At 61.5% G+C, this 24,473-nt stretch carries 25 protein-coding genes; 14 read left to right on the top strand and 11 right to left on the bottom strand.

Translation table 11 applies throughout. The annotated features are described in order from the left end of the window. Window positions 1-58: 58 nt before the first annotated feature. The 8 genes from J3P75_RS09940 to J3P75_RS09905 all read left to right on the top strand — a co-directional run bounded on the left by J3P75_RS09940 (window position 59) and on the right by J3P75_RS09905 (window position 8,391). Window positions 59-1,924 (top strand): extracellular solute-binding protein, encoded by a 1,866-nt coding sequence (locus tag J3P75_RS09940; RefSeq protein ID WP_434710149.1) that lies wholly within the window; start codon window positions 59-61, stop codon window positions 1,922-1,924. A 1-nt stretch (window position 1,925) separates the two neighbouring features. Beyond that, window positions 1,926-2,990, top strand: a complete 1,065-nt coding sequence (locus J3P75_RS09935; protein WP_434710147.1) for a microcin C ABC transporter permease YejB — start codon at window positions 1,926-1,928, stop codon at window positions 2,988-2,990. After that, window positions 2,990-4,012, top strand: a complete 1,023-nt coding sequence (locus tag J3P75_RS09930; protein WP_434710145.1) for an ABC transporter permease — start codon at window positions 2,990-2,992, stop codon at window positions 4,010-4,012. The genes J3P75_RS09935 and J3P75_RS09930 overlap by 1 nt, the downstream gene beginning before the upstream one ends. Before the next feature lies 1 nt (window position 4,013). Further along, window positions 4,014-5,657 carry an ABC transporter ATP-binding protein gene (locus tag J3P75_RS09925; protein WP_434710144.1) on the top strand — a complete coding sequence of 548 codons (1,644 nt, stop codon included), beginning with the start codon at window positions 4,014-4,016 and terminating at the stop codon, window positions 5,655-5,657. Between the two features lie 174 nt (window positions 5,658-5,831). After that, window positions 5,832-6,353, top strand: coding sequence for a DUF3455 domain-containing protein (locus J3P75_RS09920; RefSeq protein WP_434710143.1), 522 nt, complete (start codon window positions 5,832-5,834; stop codon window positions 6,351-6,353). A 164-nt stretch (window positions 6,354-6,517) separates the two neighbouring features. Further along, entirely contained in the window at window positions 6,518-7,051 is a 534-nt protein-coding gene (locus tag J3P75_RS09915; RefSeq protein WP_434710141.1) for a sigma-70 family RNA polymerase sigma factor, read from the top strand. Further along, complete coding sequence (locus J3P75_RS09910; RefSeq protein WP_434710139.1) at window positions 7,048-7,740, top strand: anti-sigma factor; 693 nt, start codon at window positions 7,048-7,050, stop codon at window positions 7,738-7,740. The genes J3P75_RS09915 and J3P75_RS09910 overlap by 4 nt, the downstream gene beginning before the upstream one ends. 132 nt (window positions 7,741-7,872) lie before the next feature. Next, on the top strand, window positions 7,873-8,391 hold the full coding sequence (locus tag J3P75_RS09905) for a phage infection protein (protein WP_434710137.1): 519 nt from the start codon (window positions 7,873-7,875) through the stop codon (window positions 8,389-8,391). Between the two features lie 71 nt (window positions 8,392-8,462). Here J3P75_RS09905 and J3P75_RS09900 read toward each other — a convergent pair whose 3' ends face one another. The 3 genes from J3P75_RS09900 to J3P75_RS09890 form a co-directional block, all read right to left on the bottom strand. Beyond that, a complete protein-coding gene (locus tag J3P75_RS09900) occupies window positions 8,463-9,554 on the bottom strand; it encodes a DUF1615 domain-containing protein (protein ID WP_434710136.1) in 1,092 nt (363 codons plus the stop codon). A 192-nt stretch (window positions 9,555-9,746) separates the two neighbouring features. Then, window positions 9,747-10,721 (bottom strand): porphobilinogen synthase, encoded by a 975-nt coding sequence (hemB, locus tag J3P75_RS09895; protein ID WP_434710134.1) that lies wholly within the window; start codon window positions 10,719-10,721, stop codon window positions 9,747-9,749. A 245-nt stretch (window positions 10,722-10,966) separates the two neighbouring features. Further along, the gene (locus tag J3P75_RS09890; RefSeq protein ID WP_093100104.1) at window positions 10,967-11,665 is read right to left on the bottom strand and encodes a glutathione S-transferase family protein; all 699 of its coding nucleotides are present in this window, start codon (window positions 11,663-11,665) and stop codon (window positions 10,967-10,969) included. A 282-nt stretch (window positions 11,666-11,947) separates the two neighbouring features. Between J3P75_RS09890 and J3P75_RS09885 the strand changes: the two genes are divergently transcribed. After that, window positions 11,948-12,622, top strand: coding sequence for a histidine phosphatase family protein (locus tag J3P75_RS09885; protein WP_434596945.1), 675 nt, complete (start codon window positions 11,948-11,950; stop codon window positions 12,620-12,622). 115 nt (window positions 12,623-12,737) lie between these two features. On the opposite strand, the gene mnmH is transcribed toward J3P75_RS09885, so the two are convergent. Continuing rightward, window positions 12,738-13,841 (bottom strand): tRNA 2-selenouridine(34) synthase MnmH, encoded by a 1,104-nt coding sequence (gene mnmH, locus J3P75_RS09880; RefSeq protein WP_434710132.1) that lies wholly within the window; start codon window positions 13,839-13,841, stop codon window positions 12,738-12,740. Continuing rightward, on the bottom strand, window positions 13,841-14,875 hold the full coding sequence (gene selD / locus J3P75_RS09875; RefSeq protein WP_090284574.1) for a selenide, water dikinase SelD: 1,035 nt from the start codon (window positions 14,873-14,875) through the stop codon (window positions 13,841-13,843). The genes mnmH and selD overlap by 1 nt, the downstream gene beginning before the upstream one ends. A 293-nt stretch (window positions 14,876-15,168) precedes the next feature. Between selD and J3P75_RS09870 the strand changes: the two genes are divergently transcribed. Next, window positions 15,169-16,128 carry a nucleoside-specific channel-forming protein Tsx gene (locus J3P75_RS09870; protein WP_434710130.1) on the top strand — a complete coding sequence of 320 codons (960 nt, stop codon included), beginning with the start codon at window positions 15,169-15,171 and terminating at the stop codon, window positions 16,126-16,128. A 15-nt stretch (window positions 16,129-16,143) separates the two neighbouring features. Beyond that, a complete protein-coding gene (locus J3P75_RS09865; protein ID WP_434710128.1) occupies window positions 16,144-17,166 on the top strand; it encodes a purine-nucleoside phosphorylase in 1,023 nt (340 codons plus the stop codon). Between the two features lie 123 nt (window positions 17,167-17,289). Here J3P75_RS09865 and J3P75_RS09860 read toward each other — a convergent pair whose 3' ends face one another. From J3P75_RS09860 to J3P75_RS09850, 3 genes are all read right to left on the bottom strand, one after another. Further along, window positions 17,290-18,246: a quinone oxidoreductase family protein gene (locus tag J3P75_RS09860; RefSeq protein ID WP_434710126.1), complete on the bottom strand. Its 957-nt coding sequence runs from the start codon at window positions 18,244-18,246 to the stop codon at window positions 17,290-17,292. A gap of 29 nt (window positions 18,247-18,275) precedes the next feature. Then, window positions 18,276-18,449: a DUF1427 family protein gene (locus J3P75_RS09855; protein WP_434710124.1), complete on the bottom strand. Its 174-nt coding sequence runs from the start codon at window positions 18,447-18,449 to the stop codon at window positions 18,276-18,278. A gap of 210 nt (window positions 18,450-18,659) precedes the next feature. Next, a complete protein-coding gene (locus tag J3P75_RS09850; protein ID WP_434710122.1) occupies window positions 18,660-19,436 on the bottom strand; it encodes an AraC family transcriptional regulator in 777 nt (258 codons plus the stop codon). A 136-nt stretch (window positions 19,437-19,572) separates the two neighbouring features. On the opposite strand from J3P75_RS09850, the gene J3P75_RS09845 reads away from it, so the two are divergent. Continuing rightward, a complete protein-coding gene (locus J3P75_RS09845) occupies window positions 19,573-19,800 on the top strand; it encodes a DUF6555 family protein (RefSeq protein ID WP_090284584.1) in 228 nt (75 codons plus the stop codon). A gap of 35 nt (window positions 19,801-19,835) precedes the next feature. Then, window positions 19,836-20,108: a hypothetical protein gene (locus J3P75_RS09840; RefSeq protein WP_434711250.1), complete on the top strand. Its 273-nt coding sequence runs from the start codon at window positions 19,836-19,838 to the stop codon at window positions 20,106-20,108. A gap of 430 nt (window positions 20,109-20,538) precedes the next feature. Here J3P75_RS09840 and J3P75_RS09835 read toward each other — a convergent pair whose 3' ends face one another. Both J3P75_RS09835 and J3P75_RS09830 read right to left on the bottom strand, forming a co-directional pair. Further along, entirely contained in the window at window positions 20,539-20,994 is a 456-nt protein-coding gene (locus J3P75_RS09835; protein ID WP_434710120.1) for a DMT family transporter, read from the bottom strand. 3 nt (window positions 20,995-20,997) lie between these two features. After that, window positions 20,998-21,483 (bottom strand): DMT family transporter, encoded by a 486-nt coding sequence (locus J3P75_RS09830; RefSeq protein ID WP_434710118.1) that lies wholly within the window; start codon window positions 21,481-21,483, stop codon window positions 20,998-21,000. A 111-nt stretch (window positions 21,484-21,594) separates the two neighbouring features. Here J3P75_RS09830 and J3P75_RS09825 point away from each other — a divergent pair, with 111 nt between their 5' ends. After that, the gene (locus J3P75_RS09825) at window positions 21,595-22,530 is read left to right on the top strand and encodes a LysR family transcriptional regulator (protein ID WP_434710116.1); all 936 of its coding nucleotides are present in this window, start codon (window positions 21,595-21,597) and stop codon (window positions 22,528-22,530) included. Between the two features lie 201 nt (window positions 22,531-22,731). On the opposite strand, the gene J3P75_RS09820 is transcribed toward J3P75_RS09825, so the two are convergent. Next, window positions 22,732-24,414 (bottom strand): methyl-accepting chemotaxis protein, encoded by a 1,683-nt coding sequence (locus J3P75_RS09820; RefSeq protein ID WP_434710114.1) that lies wholly within the window; start codon window positions 24,412-24,414, stop codon window positions 22,732-22,734. Between the last annotated feature and the right edge of the window lie 59 nt (window positions 24,415-24,473).

Raw genomic sequence — 24,473 nt, 5'->3', positions numbered from 1 at the left:
AGCAGGCTCACTCCTACAGTTTTGAACCGTGTGCTTCCAGGGATTGAGGAGTGACTTCATGAATATCTTGCGCAACATCGCCGCGCTGCTTTTGGGCAGTGCGCTGCTGTGCTCTGGCACCTCGGCGCTCGCCGCCGGCAGCCATGCGCTGACGGTGTACGGCGAGGCGCCGAAGTATCCGGCGAATTTCCAGCATTTCGATTTCGTCGATCCCAAGGCGCCCAAGGGCGGTTCGCTCAGCCGCGCGTCGATGGAGATCGGCCAGTACAACTACATCACCCCGTATGCCGACCAGGGCATTTCCGTGGTGCAGGTCAACGACTGGGTGTACGCACCCCTGGCGTTCCGCTCGCTCGATGAGCCCTACACCGTCTACGGTCTGGTCGCCGAGCAGATCGAGCGCGACCCCGACGGGCGCTGGGTGCGTTTCACCCTCAACCCCAAGGCGCGTTTTGCCGACGGCACGCCGATCAGCGCCGAAGATGTGCGCTACACCTTCAACCTGCTGATGACCAAGGGCAGCCTCAGTTATCGCCAGCAGTACGCCGATGTGCAGGACGTGCTGATCGAAGGCCCGCGACAAGTACGCTTCACCTTCAAGAACAACCTCAACCGCACGCTGGCGCTGGACCTGGCGACGATGCGCGTGGTGCCCGAACACTGGTGGAAAACCCGCGACTTCGCCAATGGCGGCGGTTTCGAGCCGCCGCTGGGCAGCGGCCCGTACCGAGTGAGCAAGGTCGACGCCGGGCGCAGCATCAGTTTCCAGCGCGACCCGGACTGGTGGGGCAAGGATCTGCCGGTCAGTCGCGGCATGTACAACTTCGACACGCTGACCGTGAATTTCTACGGCGACACCGACGTCGCTCGCCAGTTGTTGCAGGCCGGTGCGTTTGACTACAACCGCGAGTTTTCCTCATCCGGTTACGTCGTCGGCTACGACAGCCCGGCCCTGCGCGACGGGCGCCTGCAGCAAGCGATCCTCGCCCCGGAAAAACCTACCGCAGCGCAAGGCTTCGTGTTCAACCTGCAGAATCCGATCTTCAAGGATCGCCGCGTGCGCCAGGCAATCAGCCTGCTGTGGGATTTCGAATGGACCAACAAGCAGATGATGCGGGGTTTCTACGTGCGCCAGAACAGCTTCTGGCCGAAGAGTGAAATGGCTGCCACGGCGCTGCCCGACGCCGATGAATTGAAGATCCTTGAACCACTGCGCGGCAAGGTCCCCGATGAGGTTTTCACCACGGTGTATGAAGCGCCGAAAACCGACGGCAGTGGCTACATCCGCGACAAGCAATTGCAAGCGCTGAAGCTGCTCGCCGAAGCCGGCTGGACGCCGCAACACAATCGCCTGGTCAACGCTGCGGGCGAGCCAATGGAATTCACGTTTCTCGACGGTCAGGGCGGTTTTGATCGCATGCTGCTGCCGTTCAAACGCACCCTCGCGCAGATCGGCATCACGCTCAATCTGCGGCGTATCGATTCGGCGCAGTACGTCAACCGTCTCAATGCCCGCGACTACGACATGATCGTCACCAGTTTCCCGCGCAGTGGCGATCCGATCGTCTCCCCGGGCCGCGAGTTGTACAGCCTGTACGCCTCGCAAAGTGCCACGCAGGTCGGCAGTTCGAACTCGATGGTGCTGGCCGACCCGGCGGTCGATCAACTGATCGACGGACTGGTCCAGGCCAACAGCCGCCAAGCCATGGTGCATTACGCCCGCGCCCTCGACCGGGTGCTGCAATGGGGTTACTACATGATTCCCAACTACTACTCCAAAGGCACGCCGACGGTGCATCAGAACCGCTTTGGCATGCCGGCCGTGCAACCGGCGTACGACGAAGGCCTCAACACCTGGTGGGAAGTCTCGGCCAAGCCGCTGACCACCCAGCAGATGCGCGCTCAGCTCGCGGGAGGCCAGTGACATGTTGCGTTATCTGAGTCGTCGCTTGCTGCTGATCATCCCCACACTGCTGTGCATTCTGGTGGTGAATTTCCTGATCGTGCAGGCAGCGCCGGGTGGGCCGGTGGAACAAGCCATTGCCCGTTTGCAAGGCTTTGGCGGGCACAGCATGGGCGGTGGCGGCGAAGTCGCGGCGGTCGGCGGTGCCGGGCGCAGCAGCCGTGGTCTGGACCCGGCGCTGATCGAAGAAATCAAACACCATTACGGCTTCGACAAACCGCTGCACGAACGCCTGTGGCTGATGCTGACAAACTACGCGCAGCTGGACCTGGGCAGCAGTTTTTTTCGCGGCGCCAAGGTCACTGACCTGATCGTGCAGAAGCTGCCGGTGTCACTGTCGCTGGGCTTGTGGGCGACGCTGATCACTTACCTGATTTCGATCCCGCTGGGCATTCGCAAGGCAATCAGAAACGGCAGCGCGTTTGATGTCTGGAGCAGCACGGCAATCATCATCGGCTATGCGATGCCGGCATTTCTCTTTGCCATTCTGCTGATCGTGGTGTTCGCCGGTGGCAGCTACGTCAACTGGTTTCCAGTGCAGGGGCTGGTCTCGGACGACTTCGAGAAACTGAGCACGCTGGGCAAGCTCGGCGATTACCTCTGGCATCTGGTGTTGCCGGTCACCGCGCTGGTGATCGGCGGCTTCGCCACATTGACGATCCTGACCAAGAACAGCTTTCTCAACGAGATCAGCCGCCAGTACGTGGTCACCGCGCGGGCCAAAGGCCTGACCGAGCGCCGTGTGCTCTACGGCCACGTGTTTCGCAACGCCATGCTGCTGGTGGTGGCCGGGGTGCCGTCGGCGCTGATCGAGGTGTTCTTCGCCGGCTCGCTGCTGATCGAAACCATCTTCAACCTCGACGGCCTCGGCCGCATGAGCTACGAAGCGGCGGTGTCGCGCGACTATCCGGTGGTGTTCGGCGCGCTGTTTCTGTTCACCCTGTTCGGCCTGTTGATCAAGCTGATCGGCGACCTCTGCTACACCCTGCTCGATCCGCGCATCGACTTTTCGGCGAGGACTGCCTGATGTTCACACTGTCTCCTCTGGGCCGACGCCGTGTCGCGCAATTCAAGGCCAACCGCCGTGGACGCTGGTCGCTGTGGCTGTTTATCGGCTTGTGCCTGATTTGCCTCGGCGGCGAGTTGATCGCCAACGACAAGCCGCTGGTGATCCGCTACCACGACGCTTTCTACTTTCCGATCCTCAGCGATTATCAGGAAACCGATTTTGGCGGCGAGCTGCCGTTTCAGCCGGATTACGCCAGCAGCTACGTGCACAAGCTGATCGAAGATCAGGGCGGCTGGATGCTGTTTCCGCCGATCCCGTTCAGCTACGACACGGTCAATTACGACCTTGCCGAACCGGCACCCAGTCCGCCCTCGTCGAGCAATTGGCTGGGCACTGACGATCAGGCCCGCGATGTGCTGGCGCGGGTGATTTTCGGCACACGGATTTCGATCTCGTTTGCGTTGATCCTCACCGCCATCAGTGCGCTGATCGGCATCGTTACCGGTGCGCTGCAAGGCTATTACGGCGGTTGGGTCGACCTGCTCGGGCAACGTGTGCTGGAGATCTGGTCGGGGCTGCCGGTGCTGTACCTGCTGATCATTCTGTCCGGTTTCGTCTCGCCGGGTTTCTGGTGGTTGCTGGGGATCATGGCGCTGTTTTCCTGGCTGGCGCTGGTCGATGTGGTGCGCGCCGAGTTCCTCCGCGGGCGCAATCTGGAATACGTCAAAGCCGCGCGGGCACTGGGCCTGACCGATAACGAACTGATGCGCCGGCACATCCTGCCCAACGCCATGACCTCCACCCTCACCTACCTGCCGTTCATTCTCACCGGTGCCATCGCCACCCTGACCGCGCTGGATTTTCTCGGCTTCGGCATGCCGGCCGGCACCGCCTCGCTGGGCGAGCTGATCGGCCAGGCCAAGCGCAATCTGCAGGCACCGTGGCTGGGGCTGACGGCGTTTTTCGCCTTGGCGTTGATTTTGTCTTTGTTGGTTTTTATTGGTGAGGCCTGCCGTGACGCGTTCGATCCCCGGAGCTGACATGACTGACAACCTGATTGAAATTCGCGACCTGCGTGTCGCCTTCGCCGGGCAGCCCGTGGTGCACGGGGTCAACCTCGATATTCGCCGTGGCGAGTGCCTGGCATTGGTCGGTGAATCCGGCTCGGGCAAATCGGTGACGGCGCATTCGATCCTGCGCTTGCTGCCGGGCAAGAACCTCAGCAGCAGCGGCGCGATCCGCTACAACGGCGTGGATTTGCTGCACGCCAGCGAGCAGCAGATGCGTGGCTTGCGCGGCAATCGCATCGCGATGATCTTTCAGGAGCCGATGACCTCGCTCAACCCGCTGCACACGGTGCAACGGCAGATCAGCGAAGTGCTGGAAACCCACAAAGGTCTCAAGGGCCGCGCTGCTCGCGCACGCACGCTGGAGCTGTTGGAACTGGTCGGCATTCGCCAGCCGTTACAGCGTTTGAAGGCCTATCCGCATCAGCTCTCCGGCGGTCAGCGGCAACGGGTGATGATCGCCATGGCGCTGGCCAACGAGCCGGAGTTGTTGATCGCCGATGAGCCGACCACGGCGCTCGACGTCACAGTGCAGCAGAAGATCCTCGAACTGCTGATCGAGTTGCAGCAACGCCTCGGCATGTCGTTGCTGCTGATCAGCCACGACCTCAATCTGGTGCGGCGCATCGCGCAGCGCGTGTGCGTGATGCGTCACGGCGAGATCGTCGAACAGGCCGATTGCGCAACGCTGTTCAACGCGCCGCAGCATCCTTACAGCCGCCTGCTGATCGAGGCCGAGCCGAGCGGCGCGCCGGTGCCGAGTCAGTACGAGCACAACTTGCTCGAGGTCGACGATCTGAAGGTCTGGTTTCCTCTGCCCAAGGCATTGTTCAGCCGCCAGCAGGATTACATCAAAGCGGTGGACGGGGTCAGTTTCACCCTGCAACGCGGCAAGACTCTGGGAATTGTCGGCGAGTCGGGTTCGGGCAAGTCGACCTTGGGTCAGGCGATTCTGCGTCTGGTCGAATCCGAGGGCAACATCCGTTTCGGCAACAAGCAATTGAGCCTGCTCAACCAGCGCTTGATGCGGCCGTTGCGGCGGCAGATTCAGGTGGTGTTTCAGGATCCGTTCGGCAGCCTCAGCCCGCGCATGTCGGTGCAGCAGATCATTGCCGAGGGCTTGCTGACCCATGGCATCGGTACAGAAGCCGAACGTGAAGCCGCGGTGATCCGCGTGCTTGAAGAGGTCGGTCTCGACCCGCAAAGCCGTCATCGCTATCCCCATGAGTTTTCCGGCGGCCAGCGCCAACGCATTTCCATCGCCCGCGCACTGGTGCTGGAACCGGCGCTGATCCTGCTCGACGAACCGACCTCGGCGCTGGACCGCACCGTGCAAAAGCAGGTGGTGGAGTTGTTGCGGCAATTGCAGATCAAGCACGGGCTGACGTATCTGTTCATCAGCCATGATCTGGCAGTGGTGCATGCGCTGGCGCATGACTTGATGGTGATCAAGGATGGCAAGGTCGTTGAACAAGGACCGTCGCAGGCGATTTTCGCGGCGCCACAACATCCCTACACCCAGGAACTCCTCAACGCCTCCTCCCTCAATCCCAACACAAAGCCCTGTAGGAGTGAGCCTGCTCCGGGCGGCGTTCCGACGATAGCGGTATTGCAGTGATATGAGTGCTGCCTGACCCACCGCTATCGCGAGCAGGCTCACTCCTACAGGGATTGAGGGGGGCATTGAAATTTATTTTTCAGGCACTGCATCCAATCGCCTCCGCCACGGGTAGTCCCTGTAACAGCCCACTTTTGTGCTGTCAGCGCTCTACCCTTTTCGGAGAATCATCGGATGAACATCACCCAGCTGATTGGCTTCACCGGTTTGCTCGCCGTCACCTCGACGACCTTTGCCCAGAGCAGTTATCCCGACACCATCAAAGTGCCGGACGGCCACAAGATCGCCATGGAAACCACCGGCGTCGGCGAGATCACCTATGAATGCCGCGACAAGCCGAACATGGCCGGCCAGACCGAGTGGACCTTCGTCGGCCCGAAAGCCGTGCTCAATGACCGCAGCGGCAAGCAGGTCGGCACCTACTTCGGCCCGCCAGCCACCTGGCAAGCCAAGGACGGTTCGAAAGTCACCGGCACGCAATTGGCCGTAGCGCCATCAAGCCCGGGCAACCTGCCGTATCAACTGGTGAAAGCCAACCCGGCTGAAGGCAAAGGCGCGATGAGCGGCGTGAGCTACATCCAGCGCGTCGCACTCAAGGGCGGCGTGGCCCCGGCCAGCGCCTGCACGACGGCGAACAAGGGCAAGCAGGAAGTGGTGAAGTATCAGGCGGATTACATCTTCTGGGCGGCGAACTGATTTTCAAAAGCACTGAAGATCCACCTGTGGGAGCGAGCCTGCTCGCGAATGCGCCAGGTCAGACAGAAATAGCTTCGACTGACACTCCGCCTTCGCGAGCAGGCTCGCTCCCACAAGTAACAAGGCGTCTGGATGTTTGGGGAATGTCAGCTAGATTGCACACCATGCCTTTAGCCGAATCCGATTTCGATTACCAGGACCGTCTCGCTGCCTGTGCCCGCGGCGAGCGTGCGGCCCTGCGCGATTTGTATGTGCAGGAAGGCCCGCGCCTGCTCGGCGTGGCCAAGCGTCTGGTGCGCGACACGGCACTGGCGGAGGACATCGTTCATGAAGCATTCATCAAGATCTGGAACGGCGCGGCGGGGTTTGACCCGGCGCGCGGTTCGGCGCGTGGCTGGATGTTCAGCGTGACCCGGCATCTGGCGCTGAACCTGTTGCGCGATCACAGTCGCGAAACGCCGCTCAGTGTCGATCACGAAGTGGCGGCCGAGGATGACGGCTTCGATGCTGCCGCACATTCGGCGCGCATCCACCGTTGCCTGGAACAGCTGGAGCCGCAGCGGCGCACCTGCATCCTGCATGCGTATGTCGACGGCTACAGCCACGCGCAGATTTCGGCGCGCCTCGGCACACCGCTGGGCACCGTCAAAGCGTGGCTCAAGCGCAGCCTCAATGCGTTGCGGGAGTGCATGGGATGAGCGGCGAATCGGCGCAGGAACGTGATGAACTGGCCAGCGAATACGTGCTCGGCACGCTGTCATTCGAACAGCGGATCGAGGTGCAGCGACGCTTGCCCGACGATCCCGAGCTGCGTGCGGCAGTGGACGCCTGGGAGCGACGCCTGCTGGAGCTGACCGATCTGGCCGAACCGCAGCAACCGTCGGCGCTGCTGTGGCCGCGCATCGAACGCAGCCTCAATCGCCTCACCCACAAAAGCCCGGCAACGTCGTGGTGGAATCGGCTGCCGCTGTGGCGCGGCTTGAGTGCGGCCGGGTTGGCGGCAACCCTGGTATTGGGTTCGATTCTGCTGACCCAGACCGCGCCGAAACCGAGCTATCTGGTGGTGCTGGTGGCGCCGCAGGACAAGGCACCGGGCTGGGTGATCCAGGCCAGCAACTCGCGCGAGATTCAGCTGATTCCGCTCGGCGTGGTCGAAGTGCCGGCAGACAAGGCCCTGGAGTTCTGGACCAAAGCGGACGGCTGGCAAGGGCCGGTGTCGCTGGGGCTGGTCAAACCGGGCGAGGCCTTGTCGGTGCCGCTGGATAAACTGCCGCCGCTGCAACCGAATCAGTTGTTCGAGCTGACGCTGGAGGGCGCCAATGGCTCGCCGATCGGCAAACCGACCGGGCCGATTCAGGCGATCGGCCGCGCGGTGAAGGTGCTTTAAGGCTCTGTTCTGCGGCTTGCAGCTACCATCATCGGCGTCGATGTTCACCATCACGGCAATGAAGTTCTCAGAAAAAATTCCGGGCGTAACATCAGCTCCATACCAACCAACAACACCCCGGAGCACACCATCATGAAACGCCAGACTCTTCTCAGCATCGCTTTCTCGGTTTTCGCAGTTAACGCTTTTGCCGCTACCCCGGCCCACACAATGATCGCCGCTGACGGCTCGGACAAATTGATCGAAAGCCGTCTGGCTGAAGGTGGTTCGGATCGTCTGATCGAACGCCGCGTCGCTGAAGGCGGATCGGATCGTCTGATCGAACGTCGCGTCGCTGAGGGTGGCTCGGATCGTCTGATCGAACGTCGCGTTGCTGAAGGTGGCTCGGATCGTCTGATCGAACGTCGCGTTGCTGAAGGTGGCTCGGATCGTCTGATCGAACGCCGCGTTGCCGAAGGTGGTTCGGATCGTCTGATCGAACGCCGCGTTGCTGAAGGTGGCTCGGATCGTCTGATCGAACGCCGCGTTGCTGAAGGTGGTTCGGATCGTCTGATCGAACGCCGCGTTGCTGAAGGTGGTTCGGATCGTCTGATCGAACGTCGTGTCGCTGAAGGCGGTGCTGATCGCATGAACGAACTGCGCAACGCTTGAATGAATGGCGTCACGCGCAACACCGCAGAAAAACCCGGCTCCCTCAGCCGGGTTTTTTATGTCTACCGTTTTTACCCGGCCTTGGCCATGCAGCGTTTATAGCGTTCGTCCACGCGTTTGGCGAACCACGCGGTGGTGAGTTTGCGGGTGATCTTCGGACTTTGCAGGACGATGCCCGGCAACACCGCCCGCGGCAATGGCTTGCCTTCAGCCTGCTCGGCCAGTTCAAAGACCCGCTTGTAGAGTTTGCTCTCTTCGAATTCCAGGGTTTTGCCCTTCTCCAGCTGATCGCGAATGCTCGGGTTGCGCATGCCCAGCGATTTGCCGAGGGTGCGCACCGCCAGTTCCGTGCTGCCGGGCATGATCGAGTCGTAGCGGATCAAGTCGCCATCGAGCGCCAGCGGAATGCCCGAAGCGCGGCTCACGGCGTTCTGGAATGCGGCGTTGCGGCTGGCGTACCAACCGGCATTGAAATCGGCGAAGCGGTACAACGGCTCGCGGTAACTGACCGGATAACCGAGCAAATGGGCAATACCGAAATACATGCCACCGCGCCGGCTGAACACTTCGCGGCGAATCGTGCCGTCCACCGGGTACGGATAATCCTTGGCGTGCTGTTCGGCAAATTCGATGCTGACCTGCATCGGTCCGCCGGTGTGCACCGGGTTGAAGCCGCCGAACAAGGTGCGTCCCATCGGCACCATGCCAATGAAATCATCGAAAATCGCACTCAGCTCTTTTTCGCTGCGCGCCGCATTCAGGCGTTCGCTGTAACTCTTGCCGTTGGGCGAACGCACTTGCAGGGCACCGCTGACCAGCAGGCTGGGGATGTGCACTTTGGCGGCGCGGCGGTCGATTTCGTCACGGGCGATCTTGCCCAGGCCAGGGACTTTCGGGTCAGCCTGAAAGGTCGATTCCTGCTCGGCCACGGCCAGCACCGAACACAGATTTTGCGTGGTCGGGCTGATGTTCTGCGCGGCGAAGGCGGCGTAGATATCGGTGGCCCAGCCCTGCCGGTCAGGGATTTTCGCCGGCAGCAGCCGGACGATTTCGGCTTTCACCTCGGCGGGTGGGCGTGGCAGCGGTTCGCCGCCGCGCTGGCTGGCGCAACCGGCCAATGCCAGCAAAGCCGCGAGGGTGATGAGTAAGCGAGGGGTGTGCATGTTGCGTTATCCAGTCCGTTGAGGCGCCCCCACCATACACAATCGCTGGCAAACCGTGGGCCGTGACACAAAGAACACCCTGAACCCTGTGGGAGCTGGCTTGCCAGCGATAGCGGTAGATCAGCCAGCATGATTCTGCCTGTGCCGACGCCATCGCTGGCAAGCCAGCTCCCACAGGTTATGGGGTGTTGTTCAGATCCCCGCCAACGCCAGATCCATCGCAAAGTAGGTGAAGATCAGATCCGCACCCGCGCGCTTGATTGCGCCGAGGCTTTCGCGCACCACACGGTCTTCATCGATCGCGCCGGCCTGGGCGCCGAATTTGATCATCGCGTACTCGCCACTGACCTGATACGCCGCCAGCGGCAGGTTCGACGCCTGACGGATATCGCGGATGATGTCGAGGTAGGCGCCGGCGGGTTTGACCATCAGCGCATCGGCGCCTTCCTGCTCATCGAGCAGCGACTCGCGCAGGGCTTCGCGGCGGTTCATCGGGTTCATCTGGTAGCTTTTGCGGTCGCCCTTCAGCGCGCTGCCACCGGCCTCGCGGAACGGGCCATACAGCGCCGAAGCGAATTTGGTCGAATAAGCCATGATCGGAATCTGGGTGAATCCGGCTTCGTCCAGCGCCTGACGAATCGCCCGCACCTGGCCGTCCATCGCGGCCGACGGCGCGATCACATCGGCACCGGCACGCGCCGCCGCCACGGCTTGTTTGCCGAGGTTGATCAGGGTCTGGTCGTTGTCGACTTCGTGGTTGTGCATCACGCCGCAGTGGCCGTGATCGGTGTACTCGCAAAAGCAGGTGTCGGACATCACGATCATTTCCGGCACGGCGTCCTTGGCGATGCGCGACATACGCGACACCAGGCCGTCTTCACGCCAGGTGTCGCTGCCGTTGCTGTCCAGATGATGCGAGACGCCGAAAGTCATCACCGACTTGATCCCGGCGCGCGCGTAACGCTCGATTTCGCTGGCCAGCTTGCGCTCGGGAATGCGCTGCACACCGGGCATGCTGGTGATCGGCACGAAGTCGTCGATGTCTTCTTCGACGAAGATCGGCAGGACCAGATCGTTCAGGCTGAACTCGGTTTCCTGGAACAGACTGCGCAGGCTCGCATTGCGGCGCAGACGGCGGGGACGTGCTTCGGGGAACTGACTGGACATGGGGCCTTTCCTGAAAACGGCGGATGAGACGAAAGTCGTAGGGGGCGAAGCTTATGCCTTGCGGGGGTTGGGGTACAAACCTGGATCAATCAAGAGAGCGTTACCGGGTTCGCAATAATCCTCAGAACACTACAAATCCCCTGTAGGAGTGAGCCTGCTCGCGATAGCGGTATATCAGCCACACATTTTTTGACTGACACACCGCTATCGCGAGCAGGCGAAGGCCTACAGGGGAATGCGGTGAGTCAGGAGGGAATGGTGAGGCCGCGAACGACAGCAGGACGAGCGAGAAACCGCTCCAGCACCCGCGTGACATTGGGGAAGTTCTGAATGCCCACCAGATCACCCGCTTCATAAAAGCCGATCAGGTTGCGCACCCACGGGAACGTGGCGATATCGGCAATGGTGTACCGCTCGCCCATGATCCAGTCACGTCCTTCCAGGCGCGTATTCAACACGTTGAGCAGGCGTTTGCTTTCATCGACATAACGATCGCGCGGACGCTTGTCTTCGTAATCCTTGCCGGCAAATTTGTTGAAGAAACCGAGCTGGCCGAACATCGGGCCGATGCCGCCCATCTGGAACATCAGCCACTGGATCGTCTCGTAACGCAGCGCGCCTTCCTGGGCCAGCAACTGGCCGCTTTTGTCAGCCAGATAGATCAGGATGGCGCCGGACTCGAACAGCGGCAGCGGCTGGTCGCCGGGACCATGCGGATCGAGGATCGCCGGGATCTTGTTGTTCGGGTTCAGCGACAGGAACTCTGGCGAGGTCTGGTCATTGGTGTCGAACCCGACGCGATGCGGCTCGTACGGCAGGCCGATTTCTTCGAGCATGATCGAGACTTTCACGCCGTTGGGCGTCGGCAGGGAATAGAGCTGAATCCAGTCAGGGTACTGCGCCGGCCATTTCTGGGTGATCGGGAACGCGGACAGATCGGTCATGGGAAGCATCCAGTCACAAATTAGAAGCCGATCATAAAACAGGCCCGCCGCAGCGCCTACACGAACCGTAACATCCTGTCGCTAACCTGCGCTCAAGCTCGCAGAGTTTGTCGTTAAAGTGCCGCACGGCGGGCCGAATCGAACCAAACGGCCCGCTAGGACTCTGAGCTATGCCTTTTTGCAGAGGAAGCTGTTCACGACATGGAAAACACCCGGCGCCGGCAGCCCGTGGTGTAACGGTTTGTCAGCCCTAACTGAATTTGCTGAAGAACTTTTGATTTCATGACGAACCTGATGAGTTTCGCCAAACGTTTCAAACACCGTGCCTATGTATTCCTGCCTTCCCTGCTGGCCGTGACTGCGCTGGCGTTGTCGCTGGAGTCCAGCGAGAGCCGCGCACAGCCGGCCGACGGCACGCAGACGCTGGTGTTTCTGCGCCATGCCGAAAAACCCGAAGGCGGCCTGGGTCAGCTCAACTGCCAGGGCCTGAACCGCGCCATCGACCTGTCGACGCTGCTGCCGGAAAAATTCGGCAAGGCCGACTACGTGTTCGCCGCCAATCCGACGCGCAATGTCGAAGAAGGCGAGCTGGACAATTCCTACAGCTACATTCGTCCGCTGATGACCATCAGCCCCGCTGCGATCAAGCTCGGCCTGCCGGTGAACATCGAGTTCTCGGCCAATGACACCAGTGACCTGGCCCGCGAACTGCTGGACGAGAAGTACCACAACTCGACGATCTACACCGCTTGGTCACACGGCTATCTGCCAGAGCTGATCAACAAGGTTGCGGGCAACGCGGTCGGCAAGAAACAGAACATCACCGAGGACTGGGCGGGCAATGATTTCGACTCGCTGTATGTGCTGACCCTGACCTGGCACAACGGCAAGGCCAGCCTGCAGAGCCATAGTTACAAGCAGGGGCTGGACCATGGCGAGCAGAGCTGCCCGACCTGAATCTTGCATTGGCCTTGCTGGCCCCATCGCCAGCAGGCTGGCTCCCACAGGTTTTGTGTACGCCGCACCCCTTGTGGGAGCTAGCCTGCTAGCGATGAGGCCTGTCGAAGCAACCTCAACCTTTCTGATTCACCCTTTCCTGCAGATACTCGATCACCGCCCCCCGCTCCCCGGCAAACTCGATCCGCCCGCCCTTCTTCTCGCGCTGGAACACGTACATCGGGTCGTAATACTCACGCAGCAAGCCTTCGATCCAGCCGCGATGCAGGTCCACCGCGCCGCTGCGGGCCTGCTCGGCCAGTGCGTCTTCCATCAACAGCAACAGACGTCGATGGCGCTCGCCACCCAGACGTTTCTGTACGTTGTTCAGGCTCTCTATCAGGCGTTCGGAAAACAGCGTGAAACCCTCCTCGCCATGGACCGCTGAAAACTCCGCCGCCAGATCGGTGACGTAATCACGCAGGATCCGCTCGACGCGATCCTCGAAACGGTCCTCCAGCCAGACCATCGGGTACTGCTGCATGCCCTGATACAGCGCCAGCGGCAAGGCGCAACTGCCAACCACCCGGCTCTCGTCCTCGAGCACGAACTGCTCGATAGCGGCATCGCGCTTCTTGAGGATGTCGATGGCCAGACGGTTTTCGAAATCGATGTTCGACGGCTGCCCGGTCGCGCGTTTGCCGAAGCTCGAACCGCGATGATTGGCGTGCCCTTCCAGGTCCAGACCATTGCGCAGCTGCACCAGCACTTCGGTCTTGCCAGTGCCGGTCATGCCACCGAGCAGAACGAAATCGCACTGGCCGATGGCTTGTTCAAGGGTGTCGATCAGAAAACTGCGCATCGCCTTGTAGCCACCACCGACGCGCGGATAGTCGATGCCGGCCTCGTCGCGCAGCCATTGCTGGGTGATCTGCGAGCGCAGGCCGCCGCGAAAACAATACAGATAACCATCAGGATGGGCTCGGGCGAAATCGGCCCAGGCCTGGATGCGCTCGGCCTTCACCGCGCCGGACACCAGTTGATGGCCCAATTCGATGGCCGCCTGCTGGCCGTGCTGCTTGTAGCAGGTGCCGATTTTTTGCCGCTCGGCGTCGTTCATCAGCGGCAGGTTGACCACGCCGGGGAACGCGCCCTTGTGAAACTCGACCGGCGCACGGGCGTCCATCAGCGGCCGGTCGTTGAGGAAGATGTCGCGGTAATCGGTGCAGTCGCGGAGCATCAAATCACCTCGACTGCGTTCGTCTGTCGCTCGACCAGTTCGCCGATTGGCGCTAGGTTCAGGCCCAGTTCGGCGGCAACCGCGAGGAATTCTTCGTTGCCCTCTGGCGTCACGGCGATCAGCAGACCACCGCTGGTTTGCGGATCGCACAGCACGCGTTTGTGCAGCTCCTGGACGCGGCCGACCTGTTTTGCGTAGCTGTCGAAATTGCGCAACGTGCCGCCGGGCACGCAGCCTTGATCGAGGTAATACTCGACGCTGTCCAGACGCGGCACGCGGTCATAGGCGATGCGCGCGGTGAGCTGGCTGCCGTCCGCCATTTCCACCAGATGCCCGAGCAGACCAAAACCGGTGACGTCGGTCATCGCCGTAACGCCGGCGAGTTTGCCGAAACGGCTGCCGGGCTTGTTCAGGGTGCACATCCAGTCACGGGCCACGCCGACGTCGGCGGCGCGAAGCTTGCCCTTCTTTTCGGCGGTGGTGAGGATGCCGATGCCCAGCGGCTTGGTCAGGTACAACAGGCAACCGGCGGTGGCGGTGTCGTTGCGCTTCATGTGGCGCTTTTCCACAAGCCCTGTGACGGCGAGGCCGAAAATCGGCTCCGGCGCATCGATCGAATGCCCGCCGGCCAGCGGAATGCCCGCCGCGTCGCACACCGCGCGGCCACCGCGAATCACTTCCCGCGCCACTTCCGGCGCCAGCACGTTGACCGGCCAGCCGAGAATGGCGATCGCCATCAGCGGATCACCGCCCATCGCATAGATATCGCTGATCGCATTGGTCGCGGCGATGCGGCCGAAGTCGAACGGGTCATCGACGATCGGCATGAAAAAGTCCGTGGTCGACACCACACCGCGCTCGGCATCGATCTCGTACACCGCCGCGTCATCACGCGATGCATTGCCGACCCACAATTTGGGGTCGAGGTTCTGCGCGCCACTGCCGGCCAGAATCACTTCCAGCACCTGCGGAGAAATCTTGCAGCCGCAACCGGCGCCGTGGCTGTATTGGGTCAGACGAATCGGCTCGCTCATGGGAGGGTCTCTGGCAATGAATGGGACGGATTCTAGCAGAGCGCGACGAGGATCATGGACGCTGGCGTCTGCCAAACGTCTTGGCGAACAGGCTCGCCGCTACAAGGTTTGGTGCTGGATGTAGCTTTCTGATCGATCCGTCATGAAATGTCGCGAAAGCTCCTACATTTCAGCGTCTTGCCAAATCTGGTACGCCTTGTGCAAACGTTTGCTTGTCGCCCATGCCAGCGTTTTCGTGACAAACCCCAATAGCCCACGGAACTGCGGGCCCTGATCAAAAAAAGGACTTTTGAATGCACCTCGCCTTGTCTCAACGCGCACCGTTGTTGCGCACTTGTGCTGTTTCCCTGCTACTGACCGGCGTTACCGGATTTCTCAGCTTCAGCGCTCTCGCGCAACCGGCCCCCGCCGAAGAATCCGCTCAGGGCGAGAGCCTCAGCCCAGAGGCCAGCCCGCCGAAACAAGGTGCGTACCTGTCGGACTGGTACAACCAGGACCTGACCCTGATCGGCAGCAAGGACATCAGCTTCGGCCCGCAACCGGCCGATGACATCTATCTGGAATACGAGTATTTCGGCCGAAAAGGCCCGTTCGAACTTTACGGTTACATCGATGTGCCGAAGATTTTCAACATCGGCAACAGCCACGACAAAGGCGTGTGGGATCACGGTTCGCCGGTGTTCATGGAGCACGAACCGCGGATCTCCATCGACTACCTCGCCGGCCGCAGCCTGGCCATCGGCCCGTTCAAGGAGTGGTACGTAGCGTTCGACTGGATCTACGACCACGGCAGCCGCAAGGAAAACCGCGCCAACACGCTTTACAGCGGTTTCGGCACCGACATCGATACGCACTCGCGGGTCAATCTGTCGGCCAACCTGTACGGTCGCTATCAGTGGGAAAACTACGGCGCGAGCAATGAGTATTCGTGGGACGGTTACCGGGCGCAGCTCAAATACATCGTCCCCATCGACACATTCAGCAATGGCGCATCGCTGACCTACATTGGCTTCACCAACTTCGATTTTGGCTCCGATCTGCACAAGGACGACCCGGCGCGTACTGCCAACGCGACGGTGGCCACCAACGTCTTACTCTACTCGTTCACGCATCTGCGCTTCACCCTCGTCGGCCGCTATTTCCACAACGGCGGCAACTGGGATGACGGCAGCGAGCTGAATTTCGGCGACGGCAATTTCCGTGCGCGTTCCAACGGCTGGGGTTACTACGCCGGCATCGGTTATCAGTTCTGACTCAAGGAGTTTTGCATGCAAGCCATGAAACGTTTGACCCTGGCCGGCGCGGCCCTGCTCTCTTCCACTGCATGGGCGAGCGAGACACCGATTCAACCGAAAGTCCTGCTGATCACCATGTTCGCCCCCGAGGCGCAGCACTGGATCGACCGGCTCGAGCTGAAACAGGAAATCCGCGTACCGGGCCTGTCCGCGGAATACCCGAGCATTCGTTGCAACGCCCAGCAGGTGTGCCTGCTGACCACCGGCATGGGCCAGACCAACGCCGCCGCCTCGACCTTGGCACTGGCCTTGTCGCCGAAATTCGACCTGCGCAAAAGTTACTTCCTGATCGCAGGCATCGCCGGCATCAGCCCAAAACACGGCACCATCGGCACCGCCGCGTGGGCGCATTATCTGGTCGAGTTCGGCACGCAGTGGGAGCTGGATTCGCGCGATGCGCCGGCGAGCTGGCCGACCGGGTACCTGGGCATCAACACCCAAGGCCCAAACGAAAAACCACCGCTGGACTACAAGACCGAAGTCTTCGAACTCAACCCGACACTGCAAGCCAAGGCCTTCGCGCTGAGCCACAAGGTGGTTCTTAGCGAGAGCAAGGAATCGGCGGCGTGGCGGCAGAAATACCCTTCCGCTCCGGCTAACCAGCCACCGGTGGTGACGCGCTGCGATACGCTGGCCGGCAACACCTGGTTTTCCGGCACGCGCCTGAGCGAACGCGCCGAGGTCTGGACCAAACTGCTGACCGACAACAAGGGCGAATACTGCACCACGCAACAGGAAGACAACTCCACGTATGAAGCGCTGCTACGCGCCAGCCGCGAAGGCCTGGTCGACGTGCAGCGCCTTGCCGTGGTGCGCGCCGGCTCCGATTTCGACCGCCCGCAACCCGGCGGCAGTGAGGTCGACAACCTGCTCAAGTACGCCGATCAGGGTGGGTTTGTGCCGGCGCTGGAAAACCTGTTTCGGGCCGGTAATCCGCTGGTGCAGGACATTCTCAAGAACTGGTCGGCGTGGGAAAAAGGCGTGCCGCAGTCCTGAGCCCCAACACAAATCAACTGTAGGAGTGAGCCTGCTCGCGATAGCGGTGTGTCAGTCACCTATGTATCGACTGACACACCGCTATCGCGAGCAGGCTCACTCCTACAGGGGGTTTGCGGCGAATCAGGGAATGAGGATGATCTTGTCCCCGCCACCCTCGTTCACCTCAACATAACGCTGTACCCCTTCAGCCAGCGGCACCTCAACCAACCCCTGCGGCAACGGCAACCGATCCTCATCGAAAAACCGCCCAAACTGCTCAAGCATCGCCGCGCACGCTTCGACGCCATACAACAGCGAATTGATCCCCACCACCGAACCGCCCTTGCGGTACAGCGCCAGCGCCGGCAGTTGCACGTGGCCGTCCACTGGTGCGGCGATGATTGCGATGCGCCCGAATGTCGCCAGCGCCGCCACCGACGCCGGTAGCCAGAAACCGGTGGTGTCGAAGATCACATCGGCCCCGCCGCGATACACCGCGTTGACTTGCGCGCCAAGGGCTTCGGGTTGCTCCAATTGCATCGTTTGATACCCCTGCGCCTGCAAGTCGGCCACTTGCTCGGGACGCCGCGCGGCAGCGAGCAACTGCGCACCGCGCACTTTCGCCAGGGCCAAAGCAGCCGTCGCCACCGCCCCGCCGCCGATCACCAGCAAACGTGTGTCGGCGCGCACCAGACTGCGCTCCAGCGCATCCCACGCCGTGGTGTACGGCACGCCGAGGCTGGCCGCTTGAGCGAAGCTCAGGTGCGATGGCTTATGAGCGACGCCGCTGGCCGGCAGTTTGACGAATTGCGCATGGGAGCCATCGGCGAAGAAGCCCAGCTCACGACCAGTGCCCCATACTTGCTGGCCGATCAACGCTTGCGGGCCTTCGACTACGATCCCGGCAAAATCCCGCCCGGGAATGCGCGGCAGCGTGGTGTAAGGAAAACGGCCGAGGACGTTCTTCACATCGCTGGGGTTGAGGCCGGCAGCCTTGATCTGCACCAGCACTTCATCAGGGCCCGGCACAGGTGACGGCACTTCGGCGTAACGCAGGGAAGACAGGTCGCCGGTTTTATCGAATTGCAGAGCTTTCATGGAACGATCCACCCAAGTAGATGAGAAATTCAGGACAACCAACCGGCTACCAATTGCCGGCCCATCGGCCACAACTGTTCACCGGCGAGCATGCCGAGCAGGCCGACCAGCGCAATGGCCGGTGGTGCGGGAGAACGAAAATCCAACGCGCCGTACAACAGGCCGACGCCCAGACCGATGGCAAGCGAAATCAGATAACTCATGGAGGCACTCCGCCGTTGAAAGGAATGGGCAGAGTTTAGGGAGAGGGACCGAAGGCTACCGGCCAAGGACTTCAGGATTTCAGCCAAACCTGAGCTCACCCAGATCCTCTGTAGGAGTGAGCCTGCTCGCGATAGCGGTGTGTCAGTCTATCAATGTTCAACTGACACACCGCTATCGCGAGCAGGCTCACTCCTACAGGGGGATTGCATTCAGCCAGTAACAAATTGCGAAGGCGCCACCCCCAGCTCACGCCGAAACATGTCACTGAAACTGCTCGGCGAATAACCCAGTTCCCGCGCGATGACGCTCACCGCCACGCCCTGAATCAACTCCGCCACTGCCGTCGCCAGTTGCACCTGACGCCGCCATTCGGCGAAGCCCATGCCGAGGCTGTCCTTGAACAGCCGCGCGAGGGTGCGCACGCTGGCCCCGGCATTTTCCGCATGCTGCTCGAACGGCAGCGCCAGCGACGGCGCCGCCATCACCGCCTGACACACGTTCATCAGGCGCCGATCGGAATCGTCCGGCAGCGGGACCTTCAATGAAGAGCGCCGCGCACGCCTCAGCTCGAGCAACGCCAGCCCGACCAGCGCCTCGTAGTACTCCGGTTCGCCGCTGTCGCCCTGCGCCACCAGGCCGACGATCAGCTCACGCAGTAATCCGCCGACTTCGATCACCTGCACCGTCGCATCCAGCGTCGCCGCCAGCGCCGGGCGCAGATAGATATTGCGCATCTGCAAGTCCGACACCACGCGAATGGCGTGCGGCACACCCGGCGGCAACCACACCGCCCGCTGCGGCGGCACGACCAGCGCTTCGTGCGGCGTCTCGACCCACATCACCCCGCTCATCGCATACAGCAACTGCCCCCAGACATGCTCATGGGGCTCGATGAACAACCCGCGCGGATAGGTGCGCGCCAGCGGTTGCACGGGCACATCGGGGTCACTCAGATCGGGGGGCGCAGCAAGGGCCATGGCGAGCATTCATTGGGGTTGGCGAAGGCGCCATGGTAACCAGCGCGCCCAACGCTCGCCAATCATCGCTACCGTCGGACAATCCGACTGAATTTTCGCGACGCCCTGCGATCCGTTAATTACCACAGGGAGGAATACCGGCTTTATGAACAACGCAAAACTTTTTGTTATCGACTACACCCTTCACGGTACGCCCAAGTCGTTCATTATCCGCTCGGACAAAATGGACAATGCCGAAGCCTGGCACTGGGCGAGCTGCGACGCCGGCGTCGGCCGAATCCCGCGCTTTGGCCGTGAAAAGGTACAAAAGACCAGCAAACCGATGGCGGAAAAATTCGGCCTGGAAAACGTCACATGGCGCCAGACGCATTAACTACCCAGTCGCTTGCGGACGAGGGAGAAGCAATGATGGACATCCTTTACCACCCGGCGCGACTGGACTACGGCCTGACCACGTTCTTCGGCCAGATCAGCAAAACCGTAGACTGCGAAGTCGGCCTCGAGACGGTTGCGGACGATCCTTACCGCTTTACCTTATGCGTCAAGGCGCCGGTACCGGAGGATCTGGACCAGGCGAAAATCGTCGTGGTGAAAGTGGATGGACGTACGCTTCAGGGCAGTGTCCGAGAAACAGAGCGGATGGGAGATGCAGGGCTAAAACTGCAGGTAGAGCCAGATTAGGCAAAAGCCCCTCACCCTAGCCCTCTCCCAAAGGGAGAGGGAACTGATCGCAGGTAATGTGAGAATTGCACCGACTTGCAATACCGAGCCGAATGCAAGCTCCAAAACCAACCAAAATCGGCCCCCTCTCCAGGGGGAGAGGGCTGGGGTGAGGGGCGAATCCACCACAAATCCAAAGCCATGCGACGCTTCCCACCACTCAATAGGCCGAGTGTCAGCTCGCCTGCTTTTGATCTTGCTTTTGCGTCACCGGCGACATCGGAGCGAAGGGACCCGAGCCTGCGAGGGCCGAACGCAGGAGCAAGCCTTTTGGTTCCTTTTTGCTGGGCCGGCACTCCGGCGTCTGAAAAAGGGACTCGCCGTAAGGGCGAAACCGCCAGCCGCAGCACCCGAAGCAACGGATATCCCCCATCTCAGCAACAAAAAACAATCAATCGACGGAGCGCGAAGAACTCCGATACATAAACACCAGCGCCAACGCCAGACACCCCATCGCCAAAACCCGACTCGACGAAAGCTCGATCCCCGGATTGCCCAACCAGCCGAAATTATCGATCAACATCCCCATCCCCAACTGCCCGACAATCACCGCCACCGTCGCCACAGCCGTGCCTACCACCGGCACCGCGCCAACCATCACCATCATGTACACCACGCCAAACAAGGCCCCGGTCAACTGCCACTTCGGCACGTCGAGCAAACTCACCGCCTGCACCGGCTCAAAGAAGAAAATCAACAACCCGGTCACCACCGCGCCTACCGCAAAGGTCAGCAGACTGCTGCGCAACACGCCAACCGACTCACCCAGGCGCCCGTTGATCGCCGCTTGCACGCTCAACACCGCGCCGGCCAACACCACTACTGCCAACAAAATCACCAGACCCATCACTCACCCCCGCGCAATCAGAATCAACGCCACTACTATCAGCCCCAAGGCCAGCCAACGCTCAGCATTGACCTTCTTGCGCGTGGCGCCGAACCAGCCGAAATGGTCGATCAGCACGCTCTCGCCCACTTGCCCCGAGAGGATCGCGATCATGGTCATGGCAATACCGATATGCGGCGTTGCCAGGGTCAGCACCACCACGTACATCGGCCCGAGAAAACCGCCGATCAACTGCCAGCGCGGCAGATCGGTCAACGCCGGGCCTTTCTGCGGGCCGGCGAACAGCAGCAACAAGAACAGAATCGCCGCACCGACGCCGAAGATACTCAGCGTCGCCCACAGGTGCCCGACCTGCTCGCCCAACGGCCCGAGCAAACCGGCCTCCACCGACAAGCCCATGCCCGCCAGTATCACCAGCGGCAGCAACAGCAAGCGCAACCCCGACTTTTTCACAGGCGTGGCAACAGCCACTTCATCCAGCGTCTGCATAAAAACTTTCCACTCAAGAAACGATGGCGCGGATTATCGGTTGGCAGAGCTGTGCGATAAATGGGAGCATTCGGACAACACTTTTGCGCAACTCGCACAGCAGGACACCCCATGCACGGGCTCAATGAACTGGGATTCAAGGCACTGCGGCTGTTTATTGCCGTGCTCGACCATGGCAGCTTTTCCGAAGTTGCGCGCCGCGAAGGCGTGGCACCCTCTTCGATCTCGCGGCAGATCCAGTTGATGGAGCAGGCGCTGAATCAGCAATTGCTCTATCGCCACACCCGCGCCGTTTCGCCGACCGAGGCCGGCCGCATGCTCGGCCACCATGCGCGGCTGGTGCTGGTGCAACTGGAAGAAGCCGAGCAAGCGTTGCAGGAGCAGCAAAGCGAACCCACCGGCCTGGTGCGCATCAACGCCCCGGTGGTGTTCGGCCAGCGCCATCTGAGCCCCTGGCTGGGCCAGTTGTGCGCGCGGTATCCGCAGTTGCAACTGGATATCCAGCAGACCGATCACTACGTCGACCCGTTGCAGGAAGGCGCCGACCTGCTGGTGCGCATCGGCCCACTGCATGATTCGAGCATGCAGGCGCGAATTCTGGCGCCGCACCGCTTTCAGGTCGCCGCCAGCCCGGCGTACCTGGCGCGCTACGGCGCGCCGCAACAGCCTGACGATCTGGCTCAACACCAATGCCTGGCCTACAAAGGCGCGGCCGGTCAGCAGCGCTGGTTTTTCCGCCGCGATGGCGAGGACTGGACGCCGTATTCAGTCAAAGGCCCGATCACTAGCAACCACGCCGACACCCTCACCCAGGCCGCCGAACAGGGGCTGGGGCTGGTGATGTTTCCGTCATGGCTGATTGGCGAAGCAGTGCGCGCCGGCACGCTGGTGCCGGTGATGCGCGGCTATCAGGTGTCTAACAGTCTGGAGCCGCAGCAGATTGCGGTGCTGTGGCCGGGCAGTCGAAGGTTGTCGGTGAAGGTGCGGACGGTGATTGATTTTTTTGTCGAGTGTTTTGGCGAGGTGCCGTATTGGGACAGGCCTTGAAGATCAAGAGCCCCTCACCCTAGCCCTCTCCCAGAGGGAGAGGGGACCGATTGGGGGATATTGGGAGAATACGCCGATCTGAGAGTCCGGTATTGAATCCGTAATCAACTCGTTTTTTCAGGCCGCCGTCTGACGCAAGACACCCCGGTCGGTCCCCTCTCCCTCCGGGAGAGGGCTAGGGTGAGGGCTGCTTTTCAAGCGTCAGATCCGGAACTGCCCCACCAGCTTGCCCAACCGCTGCCCCAACTCCGCCAGACTGCGCGAGGTCTGCGCGCCCAATTGCGTTTCATCGGCAACGCTGTCCACCGCCACTGCAATCTGGTGCACGCTGCGGTTGATCTCTTCTGCCACCGCCGTCTGCTCTTCGGCGGCGCTGGCGATCTGTGCGTTCATCGAGTTGATTGTCGCGATCAGCTCAGCCATGGCATCCAGCGATGCCCCGGCCTGATTGGCCTGCTGTGACGTGCCATCACCGGCCTCGCTGGAGCGGCGCATGGCCTCAACGGCCTGCTGCGTGCCAGCTTGCAGGCGGTCGATCATGCCTTGAATTTCCTGGGTGCTGATCTGCGTGCGGCTGGCCAGCGCACGGACCTCATCGGCGACCACGGCAAAACCACGCCCGGCCTCACCCGCCCGCGCCGCTTCGATTGCCGCGTTGAGGGCCAGCAGGTTGGTTTGCTCGGCGATTGAGCGAATCACCCCGAGCACACCGACAATCGAGGTCACGTCCTGCTGCAAGCTGTCCAGCGATACGCCGCTGTTGCGAATGTCATCAACCAGCGCATGAATCTGTTTGATGCTGCCGGCCACCACGCGTTTGGCGCTCTGGCCTTCTGCGTCGGTCTGCTGCGCGGCGACGGCGGCGTTCTGCGCGCTCTTGGCAACTTCCTGCGCGGCGGCGGACATCTCGTTGATGGCGGTGGCGACCTGATCGGTCTCGTGACGCTGACGCTCCATTGCCTGATCCGAGCGCTGCGCCTGATCCGACACCTGAGTCACCAGCCCGGTCAGTTGTGTGGTCATCTCGGTGATCTGCCGCACCAGGCCGTGGATCTTGTCGACGAAGCGGTTGAACGAGCCGGCCAGTTCGCCGAGTTCATCCTGACTGGTGATATTCAAGCGCCGGGTAAGATCGCCCTCGCCTGCCGCGATGTCATCGAGGTTGGCTTTCATCAGGGTCAGCGGCCGCAGGATGGTATTGGCCAGCAGCATCCCCGCCGCGGCAATCACCAGCAGCACCAGCACCGCCACGCCGACAATGCTCAGCACCACGCCTTGCACGCGTTCCTGCACCTGAGCTTCGACCAGCGCCACTTGCGCTTCGATGCCGTCGAGGTTGACCGAGGTACCGACGGCCATGTCCCACTTGGCCAGGTATTCGGTGTAACCGAGTTTCGGCACCAGCACTTTCGCATTGCCCGGCAGCGGCGAGCTGTATTGCAGGTAGTGAGTACCGTCCTTCGCCACTTTCACTAGACCGAGGTTGACGTAGACGCCATTCGGGTCGCGGTTGTCCTTGAAGCTTTTGCCCACGCCGTCAGGGTCGTTGGCCTTGAACAGGCGCACGATCTCCGAGTCGTAGGCAAAGAAGTAGCCGTCCTTGCCGTAGCGGATGCCCGACAGCAGCTTGATCGCCTGCGCCCGCGCCTCGGTGTCGCCGGGCGCGGCAGCGTCGTACAGCGGTTTGATCGTGGTCATCGCCACGGCGACATAACTTTGCAGAGTGGCTTTGGCGTCGCCGAGCAGGCGCTCGCGGGTCTGTTCGACCTCCTTGCGCGCCTGTTCCTGGAGGATGAACAGTGTGGTCAGGCTGATGACCAGCGCAAAGAGCAATACCGGAAGAACGGCGAGGGACAGGACTTTAGCCTTGAGGCTCAGGCGCATTGTGGGGGCTCACTCTTTTGATTTTGTTGGCGTGGTTAAAGGCTTTAACGGCACGCCAG

Source organism: Pseudomonas sp. R1-1 (assembly GCF_051132135.1).
Lineage (GTDB): Bacteria > Pseudomonadota > Gammaproteobacteria > Pseudomonadales > Pseudomonadaceae > Aquipseudomonas.
Note: the sequence above shows the minus strand (reverse complement) of the source record. Positions and strands in the feature narration are given on the sequence as shown.

Bases quoted from the DNA above. Each gene is read 5' to 3' on its own strand.
- J3P75_RS09940 (WP_434710149.1), top strand. From the start codon at position 59: ATGAATATCTTGCGCAACATCGCCGCGCTGCTTTTGGGCAGTGCGCTG.
- J3P75_RS09935 (WP_434710147.1), top strand. From the start codon at position 1,926: ATGTTGCGTTATCTGAGTCGTCGCTTGCTGCTGATCATCCCCACACTG.
- J3P75_RS09930 (WP_434710145.1), top strand. From the start codon at position 2,990: ATGTTCACACTGTCTCCTCTGGGCCGACGCCGTGTCGCGCAATTCAAG.
- J3P75_RS09925 (WP_434710144.1), top strand. From the start codon at position 4,014: ATGACTGACAACCTGATTGAAATTCGCGACCTGCGTGTCGCCTTCGCC.
- J3P75_RS09920 (WP_434710143.1), top strand. From the start codon at position 5,832: ATGAACATCACCCAGCTGATTGGCTTCACCGGTTTGCTCGCCGTCACC.
- J3P75_RS09915 (WP_434710141.1), top strand. From the start codon at position 6,518: ATGCCTTTAGCCGAATCCGATTTCGATTACCAGGACCGTCTCGCTGCC.
- J3P75_RS09910 (WP_434710139.1), top strand. From the start codon at position 7,048: ATGAGCGGCGAATCGGCGCAGGAACGTGATGAACTGGCCAGCGAATAC.
- J3P75_RS09905 (WP_434710137.1), top strand. From the start codon at position 7,873: ATGAAACGCCAGACTCTTCTCAGCATCGCTTTCTCGGTTTTCGCAGTT.
- J3P75_RS09900 (WP_434710136.1), bottom strand. From the start codon at position 9,554: ATGCACACCCCTCGCTTACTCATCACCCTCGCGGCTTTGCTGGCATTG.
- hemB (WP_434710134.1), bottom strand. From the start codon at position 10,721: ATGTCCAGTCAGTTCCCCGAAGCACGTCCCCGCCGTCTGCGCCGCAAT.
- J3P75_RS09890 (WP_093100104.1), bottom strand. From the start codon at position 11,665: ATGACCGATCTGTCCGCGTTCCCGATCACCCAGAAATGGCCGGCGCAG.
- J3P75_RS09885 (WP_434596945.1), top strand. From the start codon at position 11,948: ATGACGAACCTGATGAGTTTCGCCAAACGTTTCAAACACCGTGCCTAT.
- mnmH (WP_434710132.1), bottom strand. From the start codon at position 13,841: ATGCTCCGCGACTGCACCGATTACCGCGACATCTTCCTCAACGACCGG.
- selD (WP_090284574.1), bottom strand. From the start codon at position 14,875: ATGAGCGAGCCGATTCGTCTGACCCAATACAGCCACGGCGCCGGTTGC.
- J3P75_RS09870 (WP_434710130.1), top strand. From the start codon at position 15,169: ATGCACCTCGCCTTGTCTCAACGCGCACCGTTGTTGCGCACTTGTGCT.
- J3P75_RS09865 (WP_434710128.1), top strand. From the start codon at position 16,144: ATGCAAGCCATGAAACGTTTGACCCTGGCCGGCGCGGCCCTGCTCTCT.
- J3P75_RS09860 (WP_434710126.1), bottom strand. From the start codon at position 18,246: ATGAAAGCTCTGCAATTCGATAAAACCGGCGACCTGTCTTCCCTGCGT.
- J3P75_RS09855 (WP_434710124.1), bottom strand. From the start codon at position 18,449: ATGAGTTATCTGATTTCGCTTGCCATCGGTCTGGGCGTCGGCCTGTTG.
- J3P75_RS09850 (WP_434710122.1), bottom strand. From the start codon at position 19,436: ATGCTCGCCATGGCCCTTGCTGCGCCCCCCGATCTGAGTGACCCCGAT.
- J3P75_RS09845 (WP_090284584.1), top strand. From the start codon at position 19,573: ATGAACAACGCAAAACTTTTTGTTATCGACTACACCCTTCACGGTACG.
- J3P75_RS09840 (WP_434711250.1), top strand. From the start codon at position 19,836: ATGGACATCCTTTACCACCCGGCGCGACTGGACTACGGCCTGACCACG.
- J3P75_RS09835 (WP_434710120.1), bottom strand. From the start codon at position 20,994: ATGGGTCTGGTGATTTTGTTGGCAGTAGTGGTGTTGGCCGGCGCGGTG.
- J3P75_RS09830 (WP_434710118.1), bottom strand. From the start codon at position 21,483: ATGCAGACGCTGGATGAAGTGGCTGTTGCCACGCCTGTGAAAAAGTCG.
- J3P75_RS09825 (WP_434710116.1), top strand. From the start codon at position 21,595: ATGCACGGGCTCAATGAACTGGGATTCAAGGCACTGCGGCTGTTTATT.
- J3P75_RS09820 (WP_434710114.1), bottom strand. From the start codon at position 24,414: ATGCGCCTGAGCCTCAAGGCTAAAGTCCTGTCCCTCGCCGTTCTTCCG.